At 63.5% G+C, this 26,708-nt stretch carries 22 protein-coding genes; 11 read left to right on the forward strand and 11 right to left on the reverse strand.

Annotated features, from left to right (window positions below; genetic code table 11):
* Positions 1 to 8: 8 nt before the first annotated feature.
* The 4 genes from GY769_23115 to GY769_23130 form a co-directional block, all read right to left on the reverse strand.
* A complete protein-coding gene (locus GY769_23115; protein ID MCP4204810.1) occupies positions 9 to 3,305 on the reverse strand; it encodes a glycosyl hydrolase in 3,297 nt (1,098 codons plus the stop codon).
* 157 nt (positions 3,306 to 3,462) lie between these two features.
* The gene (locus tag GY769_23120; protein MCP4204811.1) at positions 3,463 to 4,359 is read right to left on the reverse strand and encodes a hypothetical protein; all 897 of its coding nucleotides are present in this window, start codon (positions 4,357 to 4,359) and stop codon (positions 3,463 to 3,465) included.
* A 177-nt stretch (positions 4,360 to 4,536) separates the two neighbouring features.
* A complete protein-coding gene (locus GY769_23125; protein ID MCP4204812.1) occupies positions 4,537 to 5,535 on the reverse strand; it encodes a hypothetical protein in 999 nt (332 codons plus the stop codon).
* 28 nt (positions 5,536 to 5,563) lie between these two features.
* Positions 5,564 to 6,022 carry a CBS domain-containing protein gene (locus GY769_23130; protein ID MCP4204813.1) on the reverse strand — a complete coding sequence of 153 codons (459 nt, stop codon included), beginning with the start codon at positions 6,020 to 6,022 and terminating at the stop codon, positions 5,564 to 5,566.
* A gap of 221 nt (positions 6,023 to 6,243) precedes the next feature.
* Between GY769_23130 and GY769_23135 the strand changes: the two genes are divergently transcribed.
* From GY769_23135 to GY769_23150, 4 genes are read left to right on the forward strand one after another with little or no spacing between them, the layout of a single operon-like run.
* Entirely contained in the window at positions 6,244 to 7,830 is a 1,587-nt protein-coding gene (locus GY769_23135) for an indolepyruvate ferredoxin oxidoreductase (GenBank protein ID MCP4204814.1), read from the forward strand.
* Positions 7,827 to 8,411 carry an indolepyruvate oxidoreductase subunit beta gene (locus GY769_23140; protein MCP4204815.1) on the forward strand — a complete coding sequence of 195 codons (585 nt, stop codon included), beginning with the start codon at positions 7,827 to 7,829 and terminating at the stop codon, positions 8,409 to 8,411. The genes GY769_23135 and GY769_23140 overlap by 4 nt, the downstream gene beginning before the upstream one ends.
* Positions 8,412 to 8,449: 38 nt before the next feature.
* Positions 8,450 to 10,693 (forward strand): hypothetical protein, encoded by a 2,244-nt coding sequence (locus GY769_23145; GenBank protein MCP4204816.1) that lies wholly within the window; start codon positions 8,450 to 8,452, stop codon positions 10,691 to 10,693.
* Positions 10,686 to 11,933 (forward strand): hypothetical protein, encoded by a 1,248-nt coding sequence (locus tag GY769_23150; protein MCP4204817.1) that lies wholly within the window; start codon positions 10,686 to 10,688, stop codon positions 11,931 to 11,933. The genes GY769_23145 and GY769_23150 overlap by 8 nt, the downstream gene beginning before the upstream one ends.
* Before the next feature lie 13 nt (positions 11,934 to 11,946).
* On the opposite strand, the gene GY769_23155 is transcribed toward GY769_23150, so the two are convergent.
* Positions 11,947 to 12,900 carry an NAD(P)/FAD-dependent oxidoreductase gene (locus tag GY769_23155; protein MCP4204818.1) on the reverse strand — a complete coding sequence of 318 codons (954 nt, stop codon included), beginning with the start codon at positions 12,898 to 12,900 and terminating at the stop codon, positions 11,947 to 11,949.
* 228 nt (positions 12,901 to 13,128) lie between these two features.
* Between GY769_23155 and GY769_23160 the strand changes: the two genes are divergently transcribed.
* Both GY769_23160 and GY769_23165 read left to right on the forward strand, forming a co-directional pair.
* The gene (locus tag GY769_23160; protein ID MCP4204819.1) at positions 13,129 to 13,323 is read left to right on the forward strand and encodes a hypothetical protein; all 195 of its coding nucleotides are present in this window, start codon (positions 13,129 to 13,131) and stop codon (positions 13,321 to 13,323) included.
* A 184-nt stretch (positions 13,324 to 13,507) separates the two neighbouring features.
* Entirely contained in the window at positions 13,508 to 14,644 is a 1,137-nt protein-coding gene (locus GY769_23165; protein ID MCP4204820.1) for a hypothetical protein, read from the forward strand.
* Between the two features lie 160 nt (positions 14,645 to 14,804).
* On the opposite strand, the gene GY769_23170 is transcribed toward GY769_23165, so the two are convergent.
* The gene (locus GY769_23170; protein MCP4204821.1) at positions 14,805 to 15,005 is read right to left on the reverse strand and encodes an acyl-CoA thioesterase; all 201 of its coding nucleotides are present in this window, start codon (positions 15,003 to 15,005) and stop codon (positions 14,805 to 14,807) included.
* A gap of 5 nt (positions 15,006 to 15,010) precedes the next feature.
* Positions 15,011 to 16,891, reverse strand: coding sequence for a gamma-glutamyltransferase family protein (locus GY769_23175; GenBank protein MCP4204822.1), 1,881 nt, complete (start codon positions 16,889 to 16,891; stop codon positions 15,011 to 15,013).
* A 79-nt stretch (positions 16,892 to 16,970) separates the two neighbouring features.
* Between GY769_23175 and GY769_23180 the strand changes: the two genes are divergently transcribed.
* The 3 genes from GY769_23180 (at position 16,971) to GY769_23190 (ending at position 20,913) form a co-directional block, all read left to right on the forward strand.
* On the forward strand, positions 16,971 to 18,710 hold the full coding sequence (locus GY769_23180) for a DUF1800 domain-containing protein (protein MCP4204823.1): 1,740 nt from the start codon (positions 16,971 to 16,973) through the stop codon (positions 18,708 to 18,710).
* Between the two features lie 27 nt (positions 18,711 to 18,737).
* On the forward strand, positions 18,738 to 20,078 hold the full coding sequence (locus GY769_23185; GenBank protein MCP4204824.1) for a DUF1501 domain-containing protein: 1,341 nt from the start codon (positions 18,738 to 18,740) through the stop codon (positions 20,076 to 20,078).
* Between the two features lie 97 nt (positions 20,079 to 20,175).
* Entirely contained in the window at positions 20,176 to 20,913 is a 738-nt protein-coding gene (locus GY769_23190) for a hypothetical protein (protein ID MCP4204825.1), read from the forward strand.
* 54 nt (positions 20,914 to 20,967) lie between these two features.
* Here the strand turns inward: GY769_23190 and GY769_23195 are convergent, their stop codons facing one another.
* The 3 genes from GY769_23195 to GY769_23205 form a co-directional block, all read right to left on the reverse strand.
* Entirely contained in the window at positions 20,968 to 21,825 is an 858-nt protein-coding gene (locus GY769_23195; GenBank protein ID MCP4204826.1) for a PDZ domain-containing protein, read from the reverse strand.
* A gap of 124 nt (positions 21,826 to 21,949) precedes the next feature.
* Positions 21,950 to 22,087, reverse strand: coding sequence for a hypothetical protein (locus GY769_23200; GenBank protein MCP4204827.1), 138 nt, complete (start codon positions 22,085 to 22,087; stop codon positions 21,950 to 21,952).
* A gap of 69 nt (positions 22,088 to 22,156) precedes the next feature.
* Positions 22,157 to 22,891 carry a DUF434 domain-containing protein gene (locus GY769_23205; GenBank protein ID MCP4204828.1) on the reverse strand — a complete coding sequence of 245 codons (735 nt, stop codon included), beginning with the start codon at positions 22,889 to 22,891 and terminating at the stop codon, positions 22,157 to 22,159.
* A gap of 71 nt (positions 22,892 to 22,962) precedes the next feature.
* On the opposite strand from GY769_23205, the gene GY769_23210 reads away from it, so the two are divergent.
* Positions 22,963 to 23,460: a hypothetical protein gene (locus GY769_23210; GenBank protein ID MCP4204829.1), complete on the forward strand. Its 498-nt coding sequence runs from the start codon at positions 22,963 to 22,965 to the stop codon at positions 23,458 to 23,460.
* Positions 23,461 to 23,565: 105 nt separating this feature from the next.
* The gene (locus tag GY769_23215) at positions 23,566 to 24,741 is read left to right on the forward strand and encodes an amidohydrolase (GenBank protein ID MCP4204830.1); all 1,176 of its coding nucleotides are present in this window, start codon (positions 23,566 to 23,568) and stop codon (positions 24,739 to 24,741) included.
* Positions 24,742 to 24,831: 90 nt separating this feature from the next.
* Here GY769_23215 and GY769_23220 read toward each other — a convergent pair.
* Positions 24,832 to 26,708: penicillin acylase family protein (locus GY769_23220; GenBank protein ID MCP4204831.1), on the reverse strand; the 1,877-nt coding region annotated here is incomplete at its 5' end.

Here is a 26,708-nt window from a genome sequence, read left to right on the forward strand (position 1 = left end):
CTCCTGCTTTACTCGGGTTGCCAGCTCGGAATCCTGCCCGGCGTCCACGGCGCGCCGGCCGCTTCCATTTCCGACTCCAGGACCTCGAGCTCGTCTTCGACCAGCCCGCGCAGATCGGTCAGCACGGGCGCAAACGCCTCGGCCGCGATCTCATACGCGCGCAACTGGGTCGCGGTGGGCGCCGAGCTCGACGTCCAGCTCCGCGACGCCGCTCTTTCGACACGACCTGTGATCGATGGTGGGGCCGGCTCGCTGCGGCTGGAGACCGTTTCATCACCCTGTAGCTCGGTCTTCAACTCATCGACGGCAGTCTCCGCCACTTCGAGGCGGGACAGCCATTCGGGATTCCCGTTGGGAGTGTCGAGCGCCGCTCGCCGGAGATGTTTGATCCGCTGCTCCGTCTCTTCGATGACCCGGTTGGCGCCCAAGATCGCCCGCTGCAGCCGCGCCAGCTTGGTTTGAAACGCGAGCAGCTCGGTGCGATCCGCCGCCGCGAGCTGCGCCGCTCCTGTCGGCACGGTCTCGAACGCCTGCCCCGCCGCGAGCTCGACGAGCCGGTTGTCCTGCCACTTCGAAAGCGAGACCGAGTAGGTGCCGGGCACGACCATCGGCCCCATCGGGTCTGTGGAGAAGGCGTTCTTCTCTCCCGGCTCGAGGCGCGTGGGCTCCGGCGAGGGATAGCGCAGATCCCAGGCAATCCGATGAATCCCTTTCTTGGCAGGGCCGGTGAGGTGTCGAACCACGTATCCGTCGGCGTCGCGCACCGTCAGCACGATGACCGGATCCTCGGCGCGATCCTCGGCGCGCAGCTTCTCCCAACTCGGATAGACGAGCGCTTTGCCTGCTTCACGCTTTTTCTTCTCCTCTTCTTGACGAGCCTCCTTGGGCGACTTGAGCCCCTCTTTCAAGTAGTAGGTGAAGACCGCTCCCAAAGGCGGATTCGGCGCCGAGTAGAAAGAGTCTCCCAGGAAGGCGACGTTGTTATAGCCGAGCTCGAAGGTTTTCTGGAACATCCAGGTACGACGCGTCGGAAAGAGAATCACCTCGGCGGCCAGCGACTCCTCGCTCATCTGCCGCAGTGGCGAGTAGTCGTCGAGAATGAAGAAGCCTCGCCCGAACGTGCCGACGACTAGGTCGTTCTCCCGCCGCTGAATCTCGAGGTCACGCACGGAAATGACCGGCAGCCCGCCGATCTTTACCCAGTTTTCACCGCCGTCGACACTCGCGTAGACGGCGAACTCGGTTCCGGCAAAGAGCAGGTCGGCTACCTCCTGGTCCTGAGCGACCGTGTAGATCAGCCCCTTCTCGGGCAGATTCCCGGTGATCGAGCGCCAGGTGCGCCCGCGATCCGTCGACTTCAGCAAATATGGCTTGAAGTCGCCCGACTTGTGGTCTTCCAGAGCCGCAAACACCGTATCGGGATCGTGGAGCGAAGCCTCGAGGTCGCTCACATAGGACATGTCGGGCACGCCCGGAAACGAATCGACCTTGCGCCAGTTCGCACCGCCGTCTTCGGAGACTTGAATCAAGCCGTCGTCGGTACCGACGTAGAGAAGGTCCTCGACCAACGGCGACTCGGACACCGAAACGATATTGCCGTAGAACGACGTCGACTTGTTCTTGGCAACGGTGTCCACCCCCCAGACCTGCCCCATGACCTCGAGCTGGTTGCGGTCCAGGTTGCGCGTGAGATCGGGACTCACCGGGCGCCAGGAATCGCCGCGGTCATCGGATCGATAGAGGCGCTGAGACCCAAAATAGAGCCGCGTCGCTGAGTGCGGCGAGATCCGAAACGCCGAGTCCCAGTTCCAGCGCGGCGGGTCCTCACCGGGCTCGGTCTGGGGCTGGATGTCGGTCTGCTCCCAGCTCCTCTTGTCCAGGCGTATCAGGTTGCCGTACTGCGCCTGCGAATAGACTATCTCCGGGTTCTCGGGATCGACAGCAGGATCAAAGCCGTCGCCACCTCGGGTCACGTACCAGTCCCGATTGGTGATGCCGTGCTCGGATGTATTCCGGGACGGACCGCCCAGGGTCGAGTTGTCCTGGGTGCCACCGTAGACGTTGTAAAACGGCGAAGCGTTGTCGATCGCGATCTTGTAGAACTGGGTGATCGGCAGGTTGGCTTTGAACTCCCAGGCTCGACCGCGATCCCAGGTCTCGTAAACACCGCCATCACAACCCGCGACCAGATGGTCGGTATCGTCCGGATCGATCCAGAGGGCGTGGTTGTCGACATGTTTGGCGAGCTCGGGAACCTTCTCGAACGACTTGCCACCGTTTTCGGTCACATGCAGCCAGGTATCGTTCGAATAGACGCGGTCGACGTGCAGCGGATCGGGGATGAGCTCGTTGTAGTACTGCGGGCTTCTCGACGTGTAGTCGGACTGCTTCTCCCAGCTGGATCCACCGTCCGTCGATCGGAAGAAGCCGCCCTTCTCGTCCAGCGCTTCCACGATCGCGTAGAGGACGTCTGGGTCTGCTGGTGATACCGCCAGTCCGATCTTGCCCTTGTCCTCCTCCGGCAAACCCTTGTCGATCTTCCGCCAGGTCTCGCCGGCATCGCTTGATTTGAAGATGGTCGACTCGGGGCCGCCGTTGATCAACGTCCAGACACGCCGGCGACGCTGATACGAAGAGGCGTAGAGAACATCCGGATTGCGGGAATCGATCCAGACTTCGTTGACGCCGGTGTGCTCGCTGATCTCGAGCACCTTCTTCCAGTTCTCGCCACCATCCAAGGTCTTGTAGAGGCCGCGATCGCCACCCGCTCGCCAGAGGGGTCCCTGGGCGGCCACGTAGACGACGTTCGAGTCTCGCGGGTCAATCACGATCCGGCCGATGTGCTCCGACTCGGCCAGGCCCATATTCTTCCAGCTCACACCGCCGTCGACGGACTTGTAGATGCCATCGCCGTAGGACACCGATCGCTGCGAGTTGTTCTCACCGGTTCCCACCCAGACAACCTTTGGATCGTTCGGGTCGAGGGTGATACAGCCGATCGAATAGGAGCCCTGGTCGTCAAAGATAGGAGCCCACGTGATGCCCGCATTCTCCGTTCTCCAGACGCCCCCGGAAGCGGCAGCCACGTACCACGTGCTCGAGTGCTCCGGATGAACGCCGATATCACTGATGCGACCCGACGCGAGCGCCGGCCCGATCGCCCGCAGTGGCAGCCCGGCCAGCAGATCTTCGTTGAGTAGGGCCTTCGGTTCGGACTCGACTTTGTCCGCCTTTTTCTTAGCGGCTACACCCTCGCCTGCGGCCAGCGTCGCCAGTACGACAAAAACCAGGGCCAAGCGCTTCATGGAAAACCTCCCCTGTTGCATTGCCAAAACGGCAAGTAGGGTATCACCACACGGTTATCCTCCCCCCACCCCCTGAGGCGGCGAAGATCCTCCCGGAGAACGGTGCCGAGGGACGCGAGAGTGCCGGCGATCTCGAAGAAGCCGAGCTGGGCCCGAATCAGTCTTCGGCTCGCTCACCGACTACGGCCAGCCGGTCGCCATGGGGCGACGGCGACAGGCGAGTGAGACCCCGGACTCCCGCTTCGGAAAGGTCGGCAACCTCACGCCAGTCGTCCCCGATCCCAACGTCGAACACATAGAGCTTCGAACCCTGACCGATCAGGATCTCGTGATCGCTCCACCAGACGAAGTCCTCGCTCCCGGAAGGGGTCTCGACGATCTTCTGCGATCCGCCGGAGTCGAGGTCCAGTATCGTGATCGTCCAGTGTTCGGGATCGCTTTTGTCGACGAAGCTCACGGCGTTGCGACTCGGCACCGAGTGAAGCGCCCGACCGATGCCCGTCGAAACCGTCCGGCCTTCTTGCGATAGCAATTCGCCGATGACCAGCTCATTGGGCTCCCCGAGCAAGAACATCGCCACACTGTCAGGATCGATCCAGGCGTGATATCCAACGGGCGCGATCTCGTGAAAGATGACCTCGGGTTGCCGCCCCGCGCCCTTGGCAGGAAATCGCCAGAGACGTTGGGTCCCGTCGGCCTCGACTCGAACCGTCGAGAATCCGGGCCAGCCGGTGATCGGTGTCGGTGAGTACTCACTCTCAGCGGTCTCGGTGAGCCGTTCGATGTCGTCGGAGCCGATCCGATAGCGAAAGATATCGGTCTGGCCATCGCGCGCCGAGGCGAACAGGAATCCTCCGCCGTCGGCCTCGAAATAGGGCTGGTTGTCGTAGGCATCGCGATCGGTGACCCGTTGCACCTCGGTCACCCGCCATGTCGAAGCGCGCGTGTCGAATTCGACCAGGAAGCTATCGGGCGCCCGCGGCGGATCGACTTCGGTCTCGGCTTCCGGGGATGCCGGTGCATGTGCACATCCCCACACCAGCAAGGCCGCCATTGGTTTCAGCCAAGGCCGAGGTCCGAACGATCGCTTCAAGAAGAGTTGCTTTCGCTGCTTGCGTCGCCTTCGCCGCAGCTGGTCATGAGAAGAACGGCGGCCACAGTCGCGATCGAAACGGTCAGTGTCCTCCGCTGCACGAAGCGATCGTAGCAAAGGGCTCCGGACCCGTGGTGATCAGAGATCCAGTTCCAGAAGAACACCGTAATGGTCGGAATCGAAGCGCGTTTCCGACGAGCCACTCGGCTTCATGCCATAGGGCTCGACCCGACGAATGAACGGCTCCAACTCCCGCGACACGAAGAGGTAGTCGATACGTCGCGGCGCCGACTGGGAGGGATCTCCGCCTCCCGCCTCGGTCATCCGTGCGGCCAACGGATTGGCCCAGGGGTCGTAGGTCACGAACTCCTTCCCCAGCTTCTCGCTCGCGTCAACGAATCCCGCCGAGCGCAAGCGCTCGATCGGTTCTGAGTCGCTCATGTCGTTGAAGTCACCACCCAGAATCACTCCGAAGATCTGCGGATCGCTCCTCCGTGCCTCGTCAATCGCATCGATCACCGCGGTGACCTCGCTCAACCGGCGCTCGGTGCGAGCAGCCCCGCCGACGGTCGAGGAATGAAGATGAGTCGTCACCAGCAGCAGCCGACGGCCGTCCCCGATCACGATCCGTCCCAACAGGGCGCGGCGGGCTTCCTCCAACTGCAGCCCCAGCCAATCGCTGCAGAACCCGAATTGCCCGCTCAGCTTGGGAGCGCTCAGACGCTCGAGGGCGAGATCCTTGTTCGCTGTGAGCACCAGCCCGGAGCGAATCGCCCACGGAATCCCGAGATGGAAGAACCGCAGACCGCAGCTCACCAGCTGATGAATCGGCTTGTGCCCGAGGGCCTGCGCCAGCTCTCGAGCTCGCCAGGGCAGTGGGTGAACCTCCTGGGCCATCACGACGTCCGGACCCAAGCGGCCGAGCTCTCTCTTCTGCAGCTCGGACCGGCGGCTGCGAGCATCGGCGGATTCGGACGGCAGAATCAACAACTCTCCCTCCGGCGTGCGCCAGAAACCGTGCCAGAGGTTGTAGGTGAGAACCCTGAGAGACTCGGCCGACGCGGGCCCGACGCTACCCTCAGTGGGTGTCAGGCCGAGCGCCAAAGCGATCAGCAGTGCTCGACACCAGCGGCTCAAAGCGTCGATGCGTCGAGGATCGTAGGCATTAGTCGCCGATAAGACTGTAGGGGTCGGTGAGCTCTTCGCGACGCAAGTCGACGCTGGCTTTCTCGATCAGCTCTTCGAGCTCATTGATGACATAGCTCAAGAAATCGCGAGAGGACAAGATCCCGACGGCTCGTCCCTCATCGTCGACGAGCGGCACATGCCGAATCCCGTGCCGCTTGACGAGATTTACACACTCTTTGACGTGTGAATCCCGGCGCACGGCCAACGGCTCGCGCGTGCAGACCTCGCCGAGCCGGGTTGTTCTCGGATCGCGCTCGCGGGCGACGACTCGTTGCAGGACATCGCGCTCGGAGAAGATCCCGACCAACTTGTCGTCTTCAACCACCAGGATGGCGCCGACCCTGCGGCGCGTCATGCGCTCGACCGCTTCCAACACCTTGTCGTCCGGATGAGCAATCACCAGGTTCTTCATCGCTAGGACTTCGACCGAGCTCATAGGTTCCCCTTTGCGGGATGCTAACAGCCACTCGCAGAGTACGGATATCTCCTTTTAGATAGGGCATTTGCAGAGGTTTTCCAACCCAAACAGGTAGCGTCTTTCGACTGCCTCGCTGCTAGGCTTTTGACAGAGGCGGCGAGCCTGAAACACCTCGCCTGGAGGATACATTCTTGGTTACCGAACCGCTGAAATACCCGGCCCACAACGAGCACTTGCTGATGGGAGACGAGGCCGTGGCCCTCGGGGCCGTGCACGCCGGGCTCACCGCAGCCTACGCCTACCCCGGCACGCCATCGACCGAGGCCTTCGAGTTTCTTCTTCGCTACGCCGATCGTCACGGTCATCCGGTGGCCTCCTGGTGCGCGAATGAAAAGACCGCTTATGAGCAGGCCCTCGGTGTCTCGATGGTCAGCAGGCGCTCCCTGGTAGTGATGAAACATGTCGGCTTGAACGTCGCGGCCGATCCCTTCATCAATTCGGCGATCGTCTCCGTGCATGGTGGTCTGGTGCTGGCGATTGCCGACGACCCCGGTATGCACAGCTCCCAGAACGAGCAAGACAGCCGGTTCTACGCGGACTTCGCCCGGATCGTCTGTTTTGAGCCGGCGAATCAACAGGAGGCCTACGAAATGACCCGCGAGGCCTTCGAGGTCTCCGAGCGCTTCGAAATCCCGGTCATGGTGCGTCTGGTAACCCGGCTGGCTCACAGCCGCTCGATCGTGGAGGCTCATCAGGGCGAAGCGGAGAGACCGCTGGACAAGGCTCGTGACCCCGCCTCATGGACCTTGCTGCCGGCTCATGCGCGAGGCCTCTGGCGCCGGCTTCTTGATACTCAGTCCGAGATGCTGAGCCTGTCCGAGGAGTCTCCGTTCAACCCCCTCGAGCTTTCCGACGACGACCGAGGCCTGGGCATCATCACCACCGGTATCGCGCGTGGCTACCTCCGGCAAAACCTGAGCGACCTCGACTACACACCGTCATTGCTGCACCTCGGTGTGTACCCGATCCCGGTCTCCAAGGTCCGCGTCCTCGCGGAGAAATGCGACCGTATTCTGGTTCTGGAGGAGGGCTATCCCCTGGTAGAGCGCCAACTGCGTGGCTTGTTGCCGACGTTGCTTCCGATCTCCGGCAAAGAAACCGGTGAGCTGCCGCTCGATGGCGAGCTCACGCCCGAGTCGGTTCGGCGCTCGCTCGGGCTACCCACACGAGCCCAGGTACAGATCGCTGCCGACCTGCCGGCGCGTCCACCCCAATTGTGTCCGGGCTGTCCGCATCGCGATTCCTACGACGCCCTGCGCGAAGCACTCGGCGGCTACGAGCTTTCGATCGTCAATGCGGACATCGGCTGCTACACGCTCGGAGCGGCACCCCCCTATCAAGCCATCGAGTCCTGCGTATGCATGGGCGCGGCGGTGGGCATGGCCAAGGGTGCGGCGGACGCCGGCCTGTTTCCAGTGGTAGCGGTCATCGGCGACTCGACGTTTCTCCATTCGGGAGTGACGCCTCTCATGGACGCCGTTGCCGCCGACACCGATATGACTCTCATGATCCTTGACAACGAAGCTGTCGGCATGACCGGTGCCCAGCACACGGTGCTCGCGTCCTCGAGGCTCGAACCTCTGGTCCTCGGCCTGGGTGTCGATCCCGACCACTGTCACGTGGTCGAAGCGCGCCCCAACAAAGTGAACGAACTCACCGCCGTTCTGCGCCGTGAGCTGGAGCACCGTGGGCTCTCGGTAGTGATCCCGGTTCGCGAATGCATCGAGCACGTGCGCAGACGTAAGGCGGAGGCAAAAAGATCATGAAACAAGATATCGCGCTGGCGGGAGTCGGGGGCCAGGGCGTGGTCTCGTTGGGCTTGGTGCTGGCTACCTGTGCCCGCGCCGAGGGACTTCAGGTCAAGATGGCCGAGGTCCATGGCATGGCGCAACGCGGAGGCTCGGTGCACGCGACCCTTCGCATCAGCGACGAGCCGATTCACGGCGCCCTGATTCCACGAGGTGATGCCGACTTGGTGCTCGCAACCGAGCCTCTCGAGGCACTCCGTTATGCCGACGAACTGGCTCCCGGCGGGAGGCTCCTCACCGCCGCCGATCCCCATGAGAACATTCCCGACTATCCCAATCTGGAAGATCTCCTCGAACGCTTGCACTCGATCCCCGGCGCCGTTGTCATCGAGGCGCGCCGGCTGGCCAGTGAGGCGGGCACGGCCAAGGCGGCCAACGTGGTGATGGCGGGTGCCGTTTCAGCATTGCTACCCATCAGCGTCGAGACCTTCGAGGCCCAGATTCGCAGAGTCTTCAAGGCCAAGGGCCAGCGGATCGTGGACACCAACCTCAAGGCGTTCCACATGGGGCGCGAGGCGGCCCGGTGCGCGACCGTCTAGAGCCCGACAGACAACTGTCTCTCGCCCTGGATGCCGCCATGCGGAGCCGATCCGAGGTTCTGCCGGAGAGCCTGGGCTTCGCGGTCGCCCGCAGGCTCGGACTTCAGGTTCCGCATCGAGTCGAGCTCGCCGATGTCGCCGACGCCGATTCGATTGATCTCGAAGCATTTGCGGGCAACCGATTGGCCGTCAAGCTCGTATCGCCCGCGATCGCTCACAAAACCGACGCGGGCGCCGTCGCCTTCTGCGCCAAAGAGCGCGAGGAGCTCGCAGAAACCCTGGCGGCTCTAGAGCGGCGGCTTCCAGACGACCTTCCCGTCGACGGCTTCGCGGTGCACGAGTTCATCGAGCACGATCGGGCTCTGGGCGGCGAACTGCTCCTTGGGGTGCGCTGGACCGACGACTTCGGACCGGTGGCCGTGCTCGGCCTGGGCGGCCTCGAGGTCGAGCGACTAACGGCCGAGGGTGCCTTTGCTCCGGTGCTCGTGACCGCGCCGACGCGAACCGGTGACGGCAAGCTCCTGCCTCACGATCACGACCTGATCCGTTTTCTGACCGATTCCTATCGCGGTCAGCCACCCCGCGTCGAGACGGCCGCGCTCGAAGAGCTCCTGGTCCGACTCCTGGCCTTCGCCGACCGCTGGATGGCTCCGGCCGCCACCTCTGAAACCGAGAACCAGCGACGAATCGCTGAGTTCGAGGTCAACCCATTGGTCTGGACCGATCGCGGACCCGTAGCTCTGGATGCTCTGCTTCGGCCAGCGACGAAAACGCCCGCCGTCGCACCACCGCGGCCGCTCGAGAAGATCGGTCGCCTTCTCGAACCCTCTTCGATCGCCGTCGCCGGCGTCTCGAAGAGGCTCAACATCGGACACATCATCCTGCAGAACATCCTGCGCCACGGTTTCCCGCCCGAGCGAGTGTGGGTGGTTAAAACCGGTCTCGAGGAAATCGAAGGTTGCAGCTGCTTTCCCGATTTCGGCTCTCTGCCGGAGGGGGTAGACCTCGCCGTTCTGAGCGTCAATGCCGCTCAGTTGCCGGATCTCGTCGAAGAAATAGTCCGTGAGCGGCGAGCCGAGAGTCTTATCCTGATTCCCGGCGGCCTGGGTGAGCGCGAGGGTTCGGAAAGTCACGCGGCACGACTGGAGACCGTCGTCCGGCGATCGCGCGCCACCGAGGGCGGCGGTCCGGTGATCAATGGCGGCAACTGCCTTGGCGTGCGATCGATTCCCGGTGGTTTCGATACTCTCTTCATTCCGGGTCACAAGCTCGCCTTTCCGTCCGGCGACACCGCCCCCTTGGCGCTGCTGTCGCAAAGTGGCGCCTTTGCCGTGGCTCGAGCCTCGAAGCTCGCTTTGTTCAACCCGACCTACGTCGTGACCTTCGGCAATCAGGTCGACCTGACCATCGGCGATTACCTGACCTTTCTCGCCGAGGACCCGAGGATTTCGGTTTTCGCCTGCTATGTCGAGGGCTTCAAGCCCCTGGACGGCCGGCGCTTTCTAGCGGCCGCGAGGAAGATCAGGGCCTCGGGCCGAACCGTCATTCTCTACCGCGCCGGGCGCACTCGCGCCGGAGCCCGCGCCGCGGCTTCCCACACAGCCTCGGTCGCCGGCAGCTACCGCGTCACGCGCGAGCTCGCGCGAAGAGCGGGGGCGGTGACGGCGGAGTCGATCGAGGAATTCGAGGATCTGGTACGGACCTTCACGCTGCTCGGCAGCCGGCGGACGAACGGGCTGCGGTTGGGAGCTCTCTCCAACGCCGGATTCGAAAGCGTTGCCATCGGCGACAACCTGGCCGGCCTGGAGCTGTCGGAGTTCACCCAGGAAACCGGAACCAAGCTCGCCGACCTCTTTCGCCATCACCGCATCGAGACGATCGTCGCACCGCGCAATCCCTTGGATGTAACCCCGGTTCTCACCGATGGGGCATTTGCTGAGGCTGCCCGTACCGTGCTGAAGGACCACAGGGTCGACGTGGGTGTGATCGGCTGCGTGCCGCTCACCGGTGCGCTCCAGACCTTGCCGGTTGGTCAGGGCCATGGCGAGAATCTTGCCGCTCAGGACTCGGTCGCCCAGCAGCTGATCGAGATCTGGCGAGGCGAGATCAGCAAGCCCTGGGTCGCGGTGATCGACGCCGGCAAGCTCTACGATCCGCTTGCCAACGCCCTCGACGAGGCGGGTATTCCGACCTTCCGATCTGCGGACCGAGCGCTGCGCGTACTCGGACGCTGGACAAGATTCCAACTCAATCAGCGACCACAGGAGAGCCCCGATGCATGATTCCGTAGACCACCGGCGAACCTGGCTCCGTGCCCTGGTTCTCGTCGTCTCGGGCCTGCTTCTGACCGATTCCGCCAACGGCAGCCCGGCGGCGCCCGCGAGCACCACCGGCAAAGACACTCCCAACGCCGAGAGTGGCAAGGAACCGGACAAGCCGAAGTTCAAGGCCGACTGGTACGGATACGTCAAGCTCGACGCGGCCTGGGACGACTCGCTCATCGAGCCGGGTAACTTCGCTCGCTGGGTCGCCTCACCCTCGATTGTCGAAGAGCACGCCCACTTCAATATGACCGCGCGTCAGTCACGGCTGGGGATCGACATCACACATGAGACCGAGGACGGTCCTCCGGTGAGCGCGAAGCTGGAGATCGATTTCTATGGAGGGGGCGCCGAGAACAAGAACCTGCCTCAGCTGCGCCATGCCTACTTCGATTTCGGCTGGCCGGAACACGGATGGGCGATCCGGGCCGGACAAACGAGCGACGTCATCTCTCCGCTGGTTCCAACCACTCTGAACTACACCGTCGCCTGGTGGGTCGGCAACATTGGGTATCGTCGACCCATGGTTCGAGCAATCAAGACCTTAAAGTCGGAATCGGGAAACGAAACCCTGTTCACGGCTGCTCTTTCACGCACCATCGGCGACGACTTCGGCTCCGTCGAACCCGGCGATTCCGGTGTCGACTCCGGTGTTCCGACCTTGCAGCTCGCGTTCTCGCGTTCCCTGGGAGGCCCCGGCGGACGGCGAGGCAAGATCGGGCTGTCCGGACACTGGGGTCGCGAGCACCTCGAGGAGGGGCTCGGTCTTCCCGCCCCGAACTACGACTCCTGGTCAGCGAATCTTGATTTCCTGGTGCCGGTGGCGTCTAGAGGGACGCTCAAGGGCGAGGCCTGGGCGGGTCAGAACCTGGACGACTACTTCGGCGGCGTTGGCCACGGCATCGACTTCGATCGGGAGCGAGAGATCGAAGCCATGGGCGGCTGGCTGGCCTTCGAGATTCGCGCTCGTCCGGACCTTCTGGCCACGATCGGCCTCGGGCTCGACGATCCGGACGACGTCACACTACCCGGCGGTGCCCGCAGCCGAAATCGAGCTCTTTGGGCCAACTTTCTCTGGGACTTTCGGCCCGCGCTGCGCTTCGGCCTCGAGGGCTCCTGGTGGCAGACGGATTACCTCGATCTTGAAGACGGGAGCAGCTTCCGGCTGCAGAGCTCGCTGATCTTCAGCTTCGCGGGGTAGTGAGCCGAGCTGCTCAGGATGAGGGCAGAACCTCTTTACGGCGCAGATACTGATCGATCATCACGGCCGCGATGTTGCCCGTTCCCATCGCGACGGCGACCTGTTGAGTCATCGGCCTCAAGTCGCCGGCGATCCAAACTCCCTCGACGTTGGTGTCGCCTCGCTGCGAACGTGGCTGCGCGTGGTTCTGTGTCGCCGCCATCTCGACGCCGAGCTGCTGCGCCAGGTCGGTCCTGCCGACGGCCGGACTCGAAACAAAGAACGCCTCGGCGTCTAGCTTGCGCTCGTTCTGCTGCTGGTCTCGGATTCGAAGTCCTTCGAGACGGCGCCCTTTGCCGATCATCTCGATGATCTCGGCCACCTCGATGGCGATGCTCTTTTCCTCCAGTTGCACTGCCCGCTCGCTCGACAGAGAGCGATCGCCGGTGACCAGCACCGAGAGATCGTCGGTGTAGCGAGACAACCCCAGAGCCATGCCCGCGGCACCATCGGCCGAGCCGACACCAATGACTACGGTCTTCTTGTCCCGAATCTCGGGTGCTTCACAGTCGGGGCAATAGAAGAGGTTGCCCTTGCCTGCGTACTTGAAACAGGGCCGGTAATCGCCGTCGATCGTGGGATGGTATCTCGCCACCCCGGTCGCCAGCAGCACGGTCTCGGCCGACCATTCCTCGCCGTTTTCCCCCCGCAGCTGGAACCCGCCGGCCTCCCCGGACACCGAAACCACATTGGCGCGCATCACTTCGACTCCGAGCTCCTCGGCCTGTGCCCTCAGCTGCTTTTGGAGATCGATCCCTCGCACCGCCGGCATTCCCGGCACGTTGTAGAGCCTCTCGAGAGTGAAGAACAACGGTCCGCTGCGCCGATCGATCACAATGACCTTGCGCCGGTGCCACGCCAAGTGGATAGCTGCCGTCAAACCCGCCGGACCACCCCCGACGATCGCTGCTTCGTAGGTACTCGTCATGGCGCCGAAACATATCGACACTCAAGGCGCAATCGCAAGTCACGACTTCCGGTCGCCAGATTGGCCGGAATCAGAGCCAAGCTGACCTTCCCGAGCGCTAACTATTGGTAATGAAAGCGAATCCCGCTCGCAGAAACGCCAACCTTGGCCCTCGAGGACCCTTAACCCCAGCGGCAATGCTCTTGCATATTCATCCGCGGGTTTTTCTTTCGTCAAGGCCTCGAACCCGTGCGTTATCCAAAGATCCGCGTTCGCACCGACAGCGAAAACCCGCTCGCCCTAGTGGCTGCGGTGCGCGAAGAGCTGCGCCTGGCCCGAGTCAAAGCGAGCGAAATAGACCTGTTCTCCGAGCAAGCGCTCTCTCAGGCGCGCGCCGATGCGATCCGCGACGTCTGCAAAGCCTGGGTCAACCTCGGCGACTGATCGCGCCAAGTCGATCGCCAAGCCATAGTGCGAACTGCTCAGTCTCCGGTCCCAACCCCCTGACAACAGGGCGGTTACGGTGACACCCTGTGATAGGGTTCTCGACCCGCCTGTTGTTGAACAGGAGCTAGTCACCGAAGGCGAGCCGCGTCTTCGCGAGACCGGCGAGTGACTTCGAAGCGCCATGGCTGAACCGCTGCCCAAGCAATACATCCAGGTAGGGGAGCACCAGGTTTCCCTACCGCCGGGCGTCAGCGTGGCGGCATGGTCTCTCGAGCGGGTCCGATCCCAGAACCCACGCATCCGCGCCTACCTGGGCTCACTCAGACTGCTGGAGCAGACCGATGAGAGTAACTACGCCATCCTTCACTGCTCTCCCGGCCGATTGCTACAGATCTGGCGGCGCGTGCGCAGAGTTTGTCAGATCATCCAGACCCGTTTGGCTCCGACGCTCGCCGAGCCCTCGATCATTCCGGTGCTCGACACCGCAAGACGCAACGCCGAGCTTTCCTACTTTGCCCTCAACAACACGGTGATCTCTCGCCTCGAGCAGTACCCCTATCGCATCGCCGACAGCGACATCATGGCGGTTCGCCGGTTGCTCTGCCACTCCATCGGAAAGATCTACGAGTTCCTCCGCGACACTTTCGGCGAGATCGTAGCGTGCGATCCCCGCAGTCTGCACGATTCGGACTACTACCTGTCGAAGCGCTTTCCCCAGGACATCGAAGAGGCCGAGTGGCTGTACGCATCCGTCGACAAACTCAACGACTACATGCAGGAAATCGGCCTTGTGCTCATGCGCGACCTGCAGGAAGTCGCCGAACGCCTGAGGAGCCAACCGCAGCTGCCAACTCCGAGGAGTTGGCAGAACGTCGAGGAGTTCCTGACGGAAGTCATAGAAGGCCTCTCTCCAAAGCTCAAGGAAGTGCTGGCGATGACCGGCATTCGATACGACGAAATGGAGCCCTTGGACGAATACGCCTTCAAGGTCCCGCACAACTGCTATCTCTTGAGAGAGACCTACGAGCTCGGGCGGCGGTCGATCGACGAGCTGATGGCGCGCCCGGTGAAAACCATCGAAGACCGCGCTCGCCGGGTCGATGACCTGCTCGCCAGCCACCGTGTAATCAGCGGCTTTCTTCTCGATGTCATGACCCGAATCGAACAATCGATCGAGGATCTCCTGGCCTATGTGCCGATATGGCTCAACGCAATCGAAAGGCGGCGCGCGTTGATGCTGACCAAGAACCCGGACGAGATCCCGCAGCGCACCACTCGCGCGGCGCGCGACAAAACGGTAGAAGGAATGGAGCGTTAGCCTTCGGTTCGGAGCTCGAGTCGCGATTCGATTCGGTCCAAACGGCGCTCGATCTCCAGCAGCTTCTGGATGATCAAGACATGTGTCTTTTTGGCGTCGATACCGACCGGACTCGCGTCGCTCGCAATGAGTTCCTCGATACGCTCAGCTTCGGTGTCGGTCATGAACGAATCTCCTCGCGGAAGATGACCGGCCCGAAGTTGTCCTCGGCGAACCGGGCCTGCGGAAAGCCATTCTCGGCTAGGTAGGCGAAGCGAACCTCGGTCGCATAGTCGAGATAGGCAGTGTTGCGCATATGCCGGTTGGGGTCGAGATCGGCCCACCGAACGTGGAAGGTCTGGGCGAAGCGTGCAGCGCTCATCGGGGTCACCAGGCGATGCCGTAGTCTTCGCCGAAGTTACTGGCTCCTCCCCACATCGTGCCGTGCTCGCGGTCGAAAAAGATCGCCGTAATCGGTCCCGAAGTGCGTCTCCGGGTTTCCACACGGTAGCCAACTTTGCGTAGCTCGGCTCGAACCCACGCCGGGACGTCGTCGCGAACCACCAGCCTGCCGGGCTCGGCTCTGTGAGCGCCGAAAGACGACTGCATCTGATAGCTGGTGATGTTGGCCGCCTCAGCCGCTTGCTGCACGTTCATGCCAAACTCCACCACGTTCAGGAAGAACTGCAGAAGGTTCTGATCCTGAGTGTCGCCGCCCTGAACGGCGAATGACAGATACGGCTCGCCGCCCTTCAGCGCCAGGCCCGGGGTCAGGGTCGCTCGCGGGCGCTTGCCCGGCTCGACCAAGTTGTACGGATTCATGCGCTCGTCGAGAACGAAGCTCTGCATTCGTTGCGAGAGGCCGATGCCGGTGGAGCCCGCGATGAATGCCGGAACCCAAGCGCCGCTGGGAGTGATCGAAACCACCCAACCCTCTTCGTCCGCGGCCTGGATCGAGGTCGTGCCGGCACGGAAAGCCTCTTCATCGGTCAGCAGAAGCGACTGCTGAAACCCCTCCTCGCCCTCGGCTTCGGCGGCCGGGGGGATCGGTGTCCATTGCTCGAGCAGCTCCGGGAACGGATGCTCGCCTTCCTGGAACTCGTAGGGGTTGCCGGGCCTAACGTTCTCGTTGTTGTTGTCCCAGTCGATGGTCTCGAAGCGCTCTCGGGCGTACTCCTTGGAGAGCAACCCGGCGATAGGCTCCTGCGGTGGGTAGTACGGATCACCGTAGTAGAAATCCCGATCGGCGAAGGCTAGGTTCATCGCTTGATACAGAGCGTGAATGTAAGCCGAGCTGTTGTATCCCAACGCCGCCAGGTTCATGTTCTCGAGAATGTTGAGCGTTTGCAGCATCACCGGGCCCTGCACCCAGTGGGTCAGCTTGTACACCTCGATGCCCTTGTAAGTCGTCGAGACGGGCTCCTCGACATAGACTCGCCAACTCGCAAGGTCGCTCCTGGTGATCAGTCCGCCGTGCTCTTGCGTCGCGCGCACCAACTCCTCGGCAATGTCGCCGCGGTAAAAGCGCTCATACGCCGCTTGAATCGCCTGGCTGCGGCTCTTGCCGGCGGCCAGCGCCTCGCGCTCGGCCGCGACTAGCTTCTCGAGCGTTGCCTTGAGCTCGGGCTGACGGAAGATCTCGCCCGGATGTGGCGCGGCGCGGGCCTTTGGATCGTCATCGTTCCAGTGCGGCAGGAACACCTTCTTGGAATCGGGCCACTGCGCCAGAATCTCTCGGCGCCGCTCCATGTTGTCGGCCTGAGCAGCTTCGATCGGGTAGCCCTCGGCCATCCGAATCGCGGGCTCGAGCACTTCCGCCAAGCTCAAGGTTCCATACTCGGCCAACATCAAGAGAAGTCCGCCTGGGGTTCCCGGCGTCACCGCGGCCAGGGGTCCGAACTCGGGTGGATAGCGCATGCCCCGAGCTCGGAAGAACTCCGGCGTCGCGCCGGTCGGAGCGACGCCGAGCGCGTTGATGCCGAGGACCTTTTTGGTGTTCGGGTTGTAGATCAGAGCCTGGGTCTCGCCCCCCCAGCCCAGCGTGTCCCACATCGTCGAGGTCGCCGCGAGCATGGCGCACGCGGCATCCACCGCGTTGCCCCCGCGTGCGAAGGTCATCGCGCCGGCGGTCGCGGCGAGCGGCTTGCCGGTGATCGCCACCCAGTGCTTGCCGTGAAGAACCGGTTTGACCGTGCGTTGGGCGGAAAGCGGGAGCGCGGTCAAGAGGACCGCGACGGTGAGCGCTGAACAACCGAATGATCGCTTCATGATCCGCCAAGGATACGTCGAGTGTGACCCAGTTCACAGCCGTGCCCTGGGCCGAGGCGTATGAAGTAGCGACCTGTCGATGCCAAGCGCTGCCCACAATCCGGGACCGGGACGACAAGCTCTCATGGAGGCCAAGTCCCGCGAGCACGAAATGCCTCCGACTGGGGAGGAACCGAAGGCTCGCTCGGTCCGCAGGATCTTCGGCCAAACCGCCATGCGGCGCCGTGGCGCCGCCGGGCTGACCGCGCCACCCCCCGTGCCTCATCCGCCAGCGACCGCCCCGTCTGTGGCCGTTATCGCAATGAACCGACTCGGATTCGGCCCGCGCCCCGGCGATGTCGCCGCATTCAATGCGCTCGCGGGCAACGACACCGATCGCCTCCAGGCCTATGTCGACCAACAGCTGCAGCCCAGTGCGCTCGACGACAGTGCCGCCGACGCGCGCGTCGCCGCCTCCGGCTACACCACCCTTAACAAACCTCTGGCACAGCTCTGGGCCGATCATGTCGTCGCCGACCCGGTCTGGAGCGAGCGCATCCGCCCCGCGGATGAAACCACTCTCATGACTCTCCTTCGCGCCGTATACAGCGAACGGCAGCTGTTCGAGGTCATGGTCGACTTCTGGCACAACCACTTCTCGATCTACGGCTGGGAGTTCTACGAGGCGCCGACATGGGTCCACTACGACCGTGACGTAGTTCGCGCCAACGCTCTCGGCAACTTCCGCACTCTGCTCGAAGCCGTGGCCAAGAGCACCCCGATGCTCTTCTATCTGGACAATTGGCTCAGTTCACTTGACGGGCCGAACGAGAACTACGCCCGTGAGTTGATGGAGCTCCACACGCTCGGCGACGAGAACTACTTGGGCGCGGTTCCGCGAAACCAGGTCCCGACCGATGCCCAGGGTTTTCAGCTCGGCTTTGTCGACGAGGACGTCTTCGCTGTGACCCGCTGCCTCACCGGTTGGTCGATCGACGGCAACCCGTGGTGGGACCCGAAATCAGGCAATGGCGGCTATCTCTATCGGCCCGACTGGCACGAAGCTTCGGCCAAGAATGTTCTCGGCCATCAGATACCAGCAGGCCAGCCGGCCGAGAAAGACGGTCAAGACGTCCTGGACATTCTGGCGACCCACCCGGGAACAGCTCGCTTCGTGTGTCGCAAGCTCTGCCGCCGGTTTATCGGGGACTTTCCGCCGGAAAACCTGGTCGATTCCGCGGCGCAAGTGTTCCTGGCGCAGTCCGCCGCGCCCGACCAGATCGCTCAGGTCATTCGCAGCATTGTTCTGTCGAACGAGTTCAGTCTGACCTGGGGCGCCAAGATCAAACGACCGCTCGAGATCGTGGTCAGCGCGATGAGGGCTGCCGGAGCCGACTTTCCTTTCATCCTGGGAGATCCCGACACCGGCACCTTCGACTGGCTTTTCTACAACACCGGCCACTACCCTTTCGCCTGGCACCCTCCCAACGGATACCCGGATTTCAGCGAAGCCTGGGTGAGCTCGAGCCCTCGTGTGCTGAGCTGGAAGCTGACCAATTGGCTGATCGACGTCGAAGATCCTTCCGGTGCCTACCGGCTGGACGCCTTCGCTCAGACACCCCCGAGCGTGCGCTCGGCCGATGACCTCGCCGACTTCTGGATCGATCGCGTTCTCGGGCGCCCAATGAGCGCCGCCGATCGCCAGGAAGTGGTGGACCTGATGGCACAGGGCGTCAACCCGAGCTTCGACCTGCCGCTCGACACCGACCCCGAGCTACGCGACAGGCTGCAGACCATGGTCGGACTCCTTTTTCTTTCCCCGGATTTTCTGTGGCGATGAAGCTCGACCTGCGCGAAGGAGTCGGCCATGTGTGAGATCAGTCGCCGAGGGTTCATGGTCGGCTGTTCGGCCGCCATCGCCGGCCTTGCGGGTTCCAGGTTCAACACCCTGGCCTTCGCTCAAACCCCCGCCGACCAAGAGGTGCTTCTAGTCCTGTTCCTGCGGGGAGGTATGGACGGACTCACCCTGCTGCCGCCCGTCGCCGGAGCCGACCGCGGTCACTACGAAGCGGCCCGGCCCGCTCTCCAGGTTCCCGTCACGGGGCCCAACGCGGCTCTCTCGTTGACCCCCCAGTTCGGGCTCCACCCCGCCGCGGCACCGCTCCAGGAGCTCTACCAGGACAACAAGCTCTCGGTCGTTCTCGCCTCGGGTCTGGACGAGGCCAATCGCAGTCACTTCGAATCCATGGAGTTCATGGAGCTCGGCACGCCCGGGGTCCGATCGACCCCGACCGGCTGGCTGACCCGCCATCTGCAGAGCTCGTCGAGCCTACCGGATACGATGATCATGCCCTCACTGGCGATGGGCGGTCTTCAACAGACCTCCCTGCGCGGCGATCGGCAGACGGTCAACCTCTCGAACCCGGGAATCTTCGCGCTCAACACCGGCCCCTGGCGCTGGCGAGACGCCCAAAGGACGGCCCTGCGCAAGCTCTACGAGGCCGACTCATCTCTACTCCACGTTACCGGTCTCCAGGCGCTGGACGCCGTCGATGTGCTGGACTTGTTCGTGACCGAGAACTACACGCCCGCCAACGGCGCGGTTTACCCGTCGGGAGAGTTCGGTGAGCACCTTCAGGTGATCGCCCAGATGATCAAGCTCGACCTCGGGCTTCACGTCGCGACGCTCGATCTCGGCGGCTGGGACACACACGCCAACCAGGACGGCTATCTGCCACCGCTTCTGACCGAGCTGTCACAGGGTCTGCATGCCCTGTACACCGATCTCAACGGCTCGGGCTCGAGCGACTACACCCAGAGACTAACCGTCGTAGCGCAAAGCGAGTTCGGGCGGCGCTTCGAAGAGAACGCCGACGATGGCACCGACCACGGCCATGGCAACGTCATGCTGGTCTTGAGCGGCAACGCCACCGGTGGAATGCACGGCACCTGGCCCGGCCTCGCTCCCGGCCAGCTCTTCGAGGGCGACGATGTCGCCGTAACGACCGACTACCGCAGAATCCTTTCGGAGATCCTCATCCGGCGGCTGGGCAACAACAAGCTGGGTATCGTCTTTCCCGGCTACACGGACTACTCTCCGCTCGGTGTGGTAGCCGGCGCGGATACGCCCCCCGATTACAAAGGCGGACCTGGATCGACCATCTTCTCGGACGGCTTCGAGTCCGGGGACACATCGGCTTGGGGCTAGGCGGATGACACGGGTCCCAAAGAGTCTGAAGGTAGCGCTGGCTGTCTGCCTTTCTTCTCTGGTCTGCCCTACCCCGGGGTCGCCCGGGAGCTTCACGGTGAACCCCCAATCCGCCACGGTGGGCGCCTATGGTCTCGAGGTCAGAGTCGGAGACGAGTGCTCGTCGCCCGACACGCTGTCGCTGTCGGCTCCGCCAGGGCAGATCCAGGGGGACTTCGAAGCCTGCTTCACCCTCACGGCCGAGAACGTAGAGGTCATGGGCGCCGGCGCGACCTTTCGCTCCGGCGGGACCATCCAGCTCGGCGACGGTTTCAGCGTGGCCTCCAACGTCGACTTCACCGCCGCGATCGTGCCGGCCCTGGGCACCGACTTCGCCTCGGTGGACGACCCCTCGCCGATCGCCGAGGTCGTCTACAACGCGACGTTCTACCTCCGGCTCGATGACCTCGTTCTCGCCACGGGCGACTCGATCGAGCATTTCACCGCCTACTCCGGTTCGGGAGAATCCCAGTTCATCCTGACGGTGCGTAAGAACCCGAGTGGCCAGAACTCACTCCATCTGGCGGCTCGCGAGAACGGCGGAGGCCTGGTTCAGATGATTCCGGGCCAAGAGCTACCGCTGACCACGGCCTGGAACAAGATCGACATCGAATGGACGGCCGGAGACGGCAACGGCGCTTTTCTCGTCGCCGTCAACGACGGCTCCTTCTCGGGATTGACCAATCTCTCCAATAGCGCGGCGCTCGTCGAAACAGTCCGCTGGGGAGCGATCAACGGTTCCATATCGACCACCACCGGCCTGATGCAGCTCGACAGCTTCAACTCCTGGCGCTAGAGCCCGGCGATCTCTTCGTTCACCGGGTCTTCTCGAGCTGCCAGATACCGGTGCCTAGTCGCCGACCCCGGAAACGCCCGGTATGGCGTCGCAGTCGGCTTCCTCGCCGTTGATTGAGCAGGTGCAACCGCCGGCCTTGCACTCGACCCTGACCTCGCACTCCTCGGAACCGCCACAGTCGAACTCGTTCAGACCGGCGATCTCGAGGTTGGGCTCACAGTTCTTGTCCTCACTGTCGCAGTGAACCATGATCTTGCGCAGGTGGCTCACGTCTCCCACATGCCCAAGGTGACCGATGTGTCGAAACCCGAGATCCTCGTCGCGCTCGTCGATCGCTACCGTGATCGATCGCGCGGATCCGTTGCGCCAAAAGCCGAGCAGCACCTCTTCACCCTCGGCATGGCCGCGAATCATCTTGGCCAGAGCTGCGCTGTTGGCAACGCTGTCACCGTCGACCTCAACGATGATGTCTCCGGGCTCGAGCCCGGCCTTGAACGCCAGGCTGTCATCCATCACCTTCGAAACCATGACTCCCGCGTCAGCCGGCACGCCGAAGTGCTCGCGCAGCTCGGGCGTGAGCTCCGTCAGTCCGACTCCGAGGTAGCCGCCGCCTTCGCCGAGTCCGCGCAGATGGGTGACCCAGGCGTGACCGTCGTCTCCGGTCATGACCTTGATGTCGCCGCCCCCGCCAACAAAGACCATGTTGTGCGCACCCTCGTGCTCCTCGCACCCCTCGCCTTCGCAGTGAATCTCGCGAATTACGATCCTCTTGGCCGCATCGTCACCGACGACGACCTCGGCCCGCGCGTCCTTGTCTACTTCGATTCCAGGGTCGGTGAGGGCCGGCCGGGCAAGAGCGACGAGGGCCACCGCAACGGCCAGGCAAAGCCCGAGCCTTCTCCAGGTGTTCATTCGCATTGAGAATCCTCCAGCTTCGTCTCGGGGGTTTCTTGCCCCGGTCTCGGGGCTTCAGCTCGTATAACGACCCGATACGAGGAAAGTTCCCACTTTCGATGCAAACTCGGTCTCGCCCGCGTCAGCCGCCTTCGGGAGCCAGCTTCTGGCCGACCCACCCCAAAACCGCTCCGCCCGGCAAGTAGTAAATGAACTGCTCCAGGCCCCACCACATCCAAATCTTCTCGGGCAGGTTGAAGACGCCGGACCAGCCGGCCATGAAGCAGCAGCCCACAATCGAGAGCAGCAGGCCGAACTTCAGACCTTTCAGCCAGGGCGCTCCGGATGGCTACGAAGCCCGATCCGCGAGTCGGAGATCGATCATCCACGCACTCGGCAAGCGGTCTTCCACCAACCAGCGGGCCAGGTTCACCCAGCGGTCGCAGACATCCAGAATCGCGCTATCCGCGGTTGCGACGATATGCGGCGATCTCTTGAGCTCCCGGTCAGTTTGAGCCGACAGACGCACCTCCCAGCTCGGGCCGTGTGATCTCGCAATCTCCTCGATCAGCTTCTTGAGGCGGGCACTGTTCGAGATCGGCCGATCCAGAACGCACTCGACGCCGGCAACCTTCTGCTCCACGAGCGCTCGCACCAGGAGCTCGACCGCGGGTCGGGTCACCGATAGACGCCGGTAGTGAGCACTCAACGATGCCAGATCCCGGAGGACGCCGTCCCGGGCCAGCAGCAAGACACCTCCCGAAAGCGCGGCTTCGAGGGTCAAGATGACATTGTAGCCGTCGATGATGGCGGTCTCGCCCGCTAGCTCATCGACTCGCACGACCTTCTCGGCGCGCAGCCGGCACTCCTCATCGCTCGCTGCGCACCTCTGCAACGCCTTGCGCTGCCGATCCCTGAGAGCGTAGCGGTCTCCGACCAACTTGAGCGACGCCTTGGGTGAGTAGCCCCGTCCCAGAAGCCAGGACAACTCCTCCATCGCCCGCCGGAGCGTCGGCAGGTTGTCGGCGCCGAAACAAGCAAAGTCCTTCGGGTGCGGCCCGCGCCGCCTGCGAGTGTCGGGCATCCAGAGCATCATTCCACAGCTGCTCGCTCGTTCGCCGCTGTAAGATCTGTGGTCTAGGTAGGCGGCGGTCAGTGAAAGCCCAGGACATAACGACTCAAGACATAGACGTTGGCGCTGCCATCAACGAGGGTCTTCAGCTCTGCCGGGCCGACGAGTGGCAGTCAGGCTTGGAGATCCTCTGGAAGATCGCCCGTAAGCAGGAGCGGGACGAGGCCCTGCCCTCGCTCTACTACTCCTATGCCGGCTACGGGGCCGCCAAGTTCGACGGCAATCTCAAGGAGGGCATGAAGCTCTGCCGGCACGCGATCAAGCTCGACCCCCTGGAGCCCGACAACCACCTCAACCTCGCCCGGGTCGAAATGCTGCGACACAACCGCAAGAACGCGGTCCGGGCACTCCAGCGGGGACTCCGCGTCCGACCGGACCACCCCCGTCTCCTCGATTTCAAGCATGAGATTGGCTTCCGTCGACTTCCTGTGATTCGGTTCCTGTCGCGCGATAACCGGCTCAACGTTTGGCTAGGAAAACGACGGTACTTGCGCGAGCTCGAACGAGAAGCCCGCTCATAGACGCCCCCTGAATCCGAACTCGGATCGCAGCACAGGCGGCTCTGCTGACCATCCGGTTTGGGGGTCGAGCAGCCCGGGCGATGGAGAAGATAAGATCCCTCAACCATGCGCGCGAACATCTTCTTCACCTTGTCGGCGCTGCTGTTCATCTTCTCCGCGCCGAATGCGAGCTCCGAGGAAATCACCGAACACTACGACGGCGACTGGCCGCTCTTTTACCAGTACGATCCGCCCTCGACGCTCGTCGTTCCCGGCCGTCAGTTGACCCGGGCCAAGTACCCCTTCGTCGACGTCCACAGCCACCTCTTTCAAATGGCCGACCAGGATCTTGCCGAGGTCGTGGCCGAGATGGACAAGCTCAACATGGCGGTGATGGTCAATCTCTCCGGTCGCAGCTTCAACCGGGTAACCAACCCCGACGGCTCGATGCGCTTCTCTCTGCGAGGCGGCGACTACCTTGAGCGTTCCGTAGAGAACGGCCGCAAATCCGCTCCCGGCCGCTTTCTCGTCTTCACCAACTTCGATCCGAGCGGCCTCGGCGAGCCCGGATGGCTCGAGCGCACCCTGAGCCAGCTCGAGACCGACGTCGCCAACGGCGCTCTGGGCCTCAAGGTCTACAAGAGCCTGGGCCTTGAGTCGGTCGATTTCGAAGGCAAACGGATCGCGGTCGACGACGAGCGACTCGATCCGATCTGGACCAGATGCGGCGAGCTGGGCATTCCGGTGCTGATTCACTCGGGCGAGCCGGCAGCCTTCTGGCTCCCCAGGGACAAGAACAACGAGCGGCTGTTCGAGCTGATCCAGAGGCCGGAGCGCTACCGCGACCCCGAGAGAGTCCCCTCATGGGAACAGATCATGGGCGAGCAGAGAAGCGTCTTCGCCAAGCACCCGGAGACGACCTTCATCGCCGCCCACTTAGGGTGGATGGGCAACGACCTGGCCCGATTGGGACGCCTACTCGACCAGCTTCCCAATGTCTATACCGAGATCGGCGCTGTTCTGGGGGAGCTCGGCCGCCAACCGCGGACCGCCCATGAGTGGTTCGTAGAGTATCAAGACCGGGTGCTGTTCGGTAAGGACGCCTGGACGCCTTCCGAGTACCACGTCTATTTTCGAGTGCTCGAAACCGAAGACGAGTACTTCGACTACTACCGGCGCCGCCACGCCTTCTGGAAAATGTACGGCATGCAACTGCCGGACGAGGTTCTGAGGAAGCTCTACTACAAGAACGCCCTCAAGCTCCTCCCCGGGCTGGATTCCTCGCTCTTCCCAGCGGACTAACGACACCCCACCTCGGTCGAGGACAGAGCTCGACCGCTAACCGGGAGGTGCCGCGAGACGGTCGACCTGCCGGCACCGGATCCGGCGCGTCTATCGGGTGGGCACCAGCTTCAGGTAATGCACCGCCTCACCGGGCAGAAAGGGCGTCGGATCCCCGTTGGCCCAGGCGTTGTGTCCGGCGCGATAGAACGGCGACAACGGGTGGGCGCTCTGGCCGGTGGGCATGTGAAATAGACCATCCTTTTCCCGGCCGGGTGACACCACGAACCGCTCCGAGGCGCCGAAGCTCGGGCCCTGGACTCGGGGCATGTTCGAGTCCCCGGGCAGCGGCTCACGGGGCATGTCGAGACGCTTCGCCAGGAACCCCGGCAGGGAGCGACTCATCGGATGCCGGATCGCGGCGGCGTTGCGCTTGCCCCAGGTCTGCTCGGCGAGAGCGCCGTCCTTTTCTCCGAAGTACTCGAGCAGCTCCTCGACCGCGGCCTCGAACTGCTCGTCCCAGCCTTCGAACTTCGGGCTCAGGAAGTTCATCGGCCGTTCCTCGACCAGGCGCCACAGACCGCCCTCGAGCTGGTTGAGGTACCGGCTCTCGCAACGCTCATCGGCTTTCCTGCAGGTCGCCAGAATCGTGCCGTAAACCTGATCGATCAAGAAGGTCCGATAGGCGCGGACCATTCGGTAGCCGGCCGAATGCACCGAGGCCCGTCCGCCCCAGGTCTCCACCAACCGGGTGAGCTCGCGCCGCTCCGGGTCTGCGCCGGCTCCGTCGGTCGCAAGCACTTCCAGCAGCAGCGCGCGCCATCGCTCCAGAAACAGTGCCCGGTCGTCCAGCTGCACCTCGAGCAACGCGCGCTCATCGGGCTGCTCGAGCCGGCGCAGGTGGTCGCGGATCTGACCGGCCCTGGCGCCCAGACGAAATCCGGTTCCGATCTTCTCCAGCATCGGGCCGTCGATCACCCGGTTGTTTGCGGTCCAGATCCGCCCCTCCTCGGGATCCAGCAGGCGCGGGTACTCTTCGGGCGCGAGATAGCTGGCCCATCCCGAGCTGCCGTCACTCCACGAACGCGGGGTGCGACCACTGTGTCCGAAACGGCCCGGAATTGGGCCCATTACGGTCCAGGCGATGTGGCCGTCCACATCCGCGGCCACGAAGTTCTGCGGTGGAGCGCCGATTCGGTTGGCCACCGCCACGGCTTCTTCGACCGTCGAGGCCTTCTCCAGAGCCAGCGAAGCGAAGGTCACCGCCTGCGGGTCGTGGGCGATCCAGCGATAGGCGCGTTCGCGGCCGGCGTGGTCCCTGTCCAAAACCGGGCCCCAGATGGTCTCCCGCACCTCGAGAGCCAGGTCACCGCCGTCCTTCACCTCGATTCGTTCGTCGAAGCGGGCGAATGGCCTCGACCCGCCCGGCGCCAGATACCGATTCGGATCCGCAGGGTCGGGCTCGAGAACCACCCAGTCTTCCCAGTCGCCCCAGGTATTGGTGAAACCCCACGCCACTTCCCCATTCGAGCCGGCGATCAAGAGCGGCACGCCCGGAAGAGACACACCGACCACCCGGCGAACGCCCCCCGGAGCCGACTCGTCGGGGAAGACCATGGCCACTCGGTACCAGATGTTGGGTACCTGGAGGCCCAGGTGCATGTCGTTGGCAAGAAGCGCGCGGCCGTCGCCGGTGAGCGAGCCGGCCAGCGCCCAGTTGTTACTGCCTCGAACCGGCCGGCTCGACTCGGCCGCTCCGGAAACCCGCCCGGCGACCTCGAGCTGCCCGTCGACCGAAGTCGAAGCCCGGCGCAGATCGAAGCTCTCGGGCCCCGGAATCGGCGGCGTCTGGAAAGGCCCTCCGACCAACGGCGCATCCCACTCGGTACCGGAGGGATCCAGGAAATCGAGTACTTCCGAGCCCAGCAGATCCTCGATCGCGCCCCGCGCCGCCTCGTATTCACCGAAGGCGTCGTTGAGATCCAGAT

Source organism: bacterium (assembly GCA_024224155.1).
Taxonomy (GTDB): Bacteria; Acidobacteriota; Thermoanaerobaculia; order Multivoradales; family JAHEKO01; genus CALZIK01.